This is a genomic window from Bradyrhizobium sp. SHOUNA76, from assembly GCF_023006445.1.
GTDB lineage: Bacteria > Pseudomonadota > Alphaproteobacteria > Rhizobiales > Xanthobacteraceae > Bradyrhizobium.
Genome location: NZ_JALBHA010000635.1, coordinates 1 through 3,067 on the forward strand (window position 1 = coordinate 1; position 3,067 = coordinate 3,067).

At 65.8% G+C, this 3,067-nt stretch carries 5 protein-coding genes; 1 reads left to right on the plus strand and 4 read right to left on the minus strand.

What is annotated here, in order from left to right:
- Positions 1-22 precede the first annotated feature (22 nt).
- Positions 23-562, minus strand: coding sequence for an alpha/beta hydrolase (locus tag MOV74_RS34800; protein ID WP_246931550.1), 540 nt, complete (start codon positions 560-562; stop codon positions 23-25).
- A gap of 122 nt (positions 563-684) precedes the next feature.
- On the opposite strand from MOV74_RS34800, the gene MOV74_RS34805 reads away from it, so the two are divergent.
- Positions 685-1,161 (plus strand): Lrp/AsnC family transcriptional regulator, encoded by a 477-nt coding sequence (locus MOV74_RS34805; RefSeq protein ID WP_246931552.1) that lies wholly within the window; start codon positions 685-687, stop codon positions 1,159-1,161.
- 76 nt (positions 1,162-1,237) lie between these two features.
- On the opposite strand, the gene wrbA is transcribed toward MOV74_RS34805, so the two are convergent.
- From wrbA to MOV74_RS34820, 3 genes are all read right to left on the minus strand, one after another.
- The gene (gene wrbA / locus MOV74_RS34810) at positions 1,238-1,837 is read right to left on the minus strand and encodes an NAD(P)H:quinone oxidoreductase (RefSeq protein WP_246931554.1); all 600 of its coding nucleotides are present in this window, start codon (positions 1,835-1,837) and stop codon (positions 1,238-1,240) included.
- A 166-nt stretch (positions 1,838-2,003) separates the two neighbouring features.
- Positions 2,004-2,702: a pirin family protein gene (locus MOV74_RS34815; protein WP_246931558.1), complete on the minus strand. Its 699-nt coding sequence runs from the start codon at positions 2,700-2,702 to the stop codon at positions 2,004-2,006.
- A gap of 36 nt (positions 2,703-2,738) precedes the next feature.
- The coding region (locus MOV74_RS34820; protein WP_246931561.1) for an SDR family oxidoreductase at positions 2,739-3,067 on the minus strand (329 nt) is incomplete at its 5' end.

Here is a 3,067-nt window from a genome sequence, read left to right on the forward strand (position 1 = left end):
ACACGGGCGGGCTTTGCGCGTGTCATCTTGGAAGGCCCGCACGAAAGGCGTCCAGCAGCGCGCGCCCCTGCGGCCAGTCGCCGAGCCCGCTCGACGCATTGATGTGGCCGAGTGCGCCGAGCTCGACCAGGCCGGACTGCCAGCTGCGGGCTCGTCGCTGCGAGACCTCGATTGCGCCATACGGATCATTCGTGCTCGCGATGATCAGCGACGGAAAGCGCAAGGCGCGTTCCGGCACAGGCTTGAACGCGGCGGCTTCCGCAGGAAAATTGGCGCCGTCGGGATCGGGGACGGCGACCAGACATGCGCCGGCAATCGCCGTTGGGAAGCGGGCGGCCCAATGCGCCACCAGCAGGCAGGCGAGGCTATGGGCAACCAGGACAGGCGGCTTCGGGCAGCGCTCGATCGCCCGCTCCAGCGATTGCTCCCAGTCGTCGAGCTCCGGCCGGTCCCAGCTTGCCGGCCGAAATCGCGTGAAGCGCGGCTCGGAGCGTTCCCATTGCGTCTGCCAATGGGTATCTCCTGAGCCGCCGAGGCCGGGCAATGTGATGATGTCGTGCATGATCGTCCCGTGATATCTGAGATGAGGCCGCAGTGTGACCGATCCCGGTCCTGCATCACATGGCAAGTCATCGGCGCAATCGGCCGTTTGCCGATGATCTCAAGGTGAAATGGAGAATTCGGTTGGATCGCTTCGGGAGCATCGATGCCAAGGACCTGAAGATCCTGGAGGCGCTGCAGGTCAACGCGCGCGTGCCGCTGTCCGAGCTTGGCCGTTCCGTAGGGTTGTCCCAGCCCGCGGTGTCCGAGCGCGTCAGACGGCTCGAGGAAGCCGGGATCATCGAAGGCTACGGCGCCCGCATCAATCCGCGCGCACTCGGGCTCGGCCTGATGGCGCTGGTGCGCCTGCGGACCACGCATGAGCACATCAAGACCTGCCTCAAGAGGTTCGCAGAGATTCCCCACATCATCGAAGTCCATCGCGTCACCGGCGATGACTGCTTCGTGCTCAAAGTGCTCGTTCCCGCTCCTGAGGACCTCGAGACGATCGTGGATCGCATTGCCGGATTTGGCGCCGTCACGACCTCGCTGGTGCTGCGGAGCGAGCCGGTGCGGCCGATCGGTCGCGAGCTCGTCAAGAAGAAGACCGAACGGGCCTGAGCCGCCGCACCAAAGGGGCGGCATTCCCGAACGGGAATGCCGCGATCGCATCAGCCGTGCCGCTCAGCCATGGAGTTTAGCCATGGAGTTTCCTGGCGGTTTCCGCGATCTGGCGTCCCTGATAGCGTGCGCCGGCGAGCTCGTTGGCGCTGGGCTGGCGGCTGCCGTCGCCGCCGGCGATCGTGGTGGCGCCGTAGGGCGCGCCGCCCGTGACTTCGTCGAGCTTCATCTGACCGGTAAAGCCGTAGTTCATGCCGACGACGACCATGCCGAAATGCAGCAGGTTGGTGATGATCGAGAACAGCGTCGTCTCCTGGCCGCCATGCTGGGTCGCAGTCGAGGTGAAGGCGCCGCCGACCTTGCCGTGCAGCGCACCCTTGGCCCAGAGGCCGCCGGCCTGGTCGAGGAAGTTCGCCATCTGCGAGGCCATGCGGCCGAAGCGGGTGCCGGTGCCGACGATGATCGCGTCGTAATTCGCGAGGTCATCGACCTTGGCGATGGGAGCGGCCTGATCAACCTTGTAATAGGAGGCTTTGGCGACTTCGGCTGGCACCAGCTCCGGCACGCGCTTGATGTCGACGGTGGCGCCGGTCTCGCGTGCGCCCTCGGCGACGGCGTTGGCCATCGCTTCGATGTGGCCATAGGCGGAGTAATAGAGGACGAGAACTTTGGTCATGTGTGGTCTCCGTTGGACGATGAGTTTGACTAGTTGTTGAGGTCGTCATGCCCGGGCAGAAGCGCGAAGCGCGTCTTCGCGCTAGATGTCCCGGCATCCACGCTCTTGTCCGCTCGTGGAGGGTCGTGGATGGCCGGGACAAGCCCGGCCATGACGGAGAGCGTTGCTACGCTGCGTCGACGAGCACGATCTCCGAATCTTCCAGCGCGGTGATCGTCAGCCGGCCTTCGTCGCGGATCGCAGCGCCGTCGCGGGCGTTGACGCGGACGCCGTTGATCTCGACGGCGCCTGCCGCGGGCACGAGGTAGAGATGCCGCGACGTCTGCGGCGCGTATTCCGCGCTCTCGCCGGCCCTCAGCGTGGTGGCGAGCACCCGCGCATCGGCGCGAATAGGCAGCGCGTCGGTATCACCTTCGATCCCGCTCGCGATCGTCACGAGCTTGCCGGAGCGGTCCGCCTTCGGGAACGGCTTAGATCCCCAGGTCGGCTGTCCCCCGCGCGCCGTCGGCTCGATCCAGATCTGGAAGATCCGCGTCCTCGTCGGCTCGAGATTGTACTCGGAGTGGCGGATGCCGCTGCCGGCGCTCATCACCTGCACGTCGCCCGCTTCAGTGCGGCCCTCGTTGCCGAGACTGTCCTGATGGGTGATGGCGCCCTCGCGCACATAGGTGATGATTTCCATGTTGGCGTGGGGATGGGCCGGAAAGCCGGTGTTCGGCGCGATCTCGTCGTCGTTCCACACCCGCAAGGCGCCGTGACCCATGTTGTTGGGGTCATAGTGGCTAGCGAAGGAGAAATGATGCTTGGCCTTGAGCCAGCCGTGGTCGGCGCCGCCGAGCTTTGCGAAAGGTCTGAGTTCGATCATCTGCGTATTCCTTGACTTGAAGAGTGGCGGCTCGGATCAGGCGCCGAAGCCGCCGTCGACATTGAGCACCGTGCCGGTGACGAAGGAGGCTTCCGGGCTTGCGAGAAAGACGATTCCGGCGGCGACTTCCTCAGGGCGGCCGAAGCGTTGCAGCGCGTGCTGCTTGCGCTGGGTCTCGGCGAACTCGCCGCCATCCTTCGGGTTCATGTCGGTGTCGATCGAGCCGGGCTGCACCACGTTCACCGTGATGCCGCGCGGGCCGAGGTCGCGTGCCGCGCCCTTGGTGTAGCCAACCACGGCTGCCTTGGTGGCGACGTAGTCGGCAAGGCCCGGGAACGAGGCGCGGTCGGCCAGCATGGAGCCGA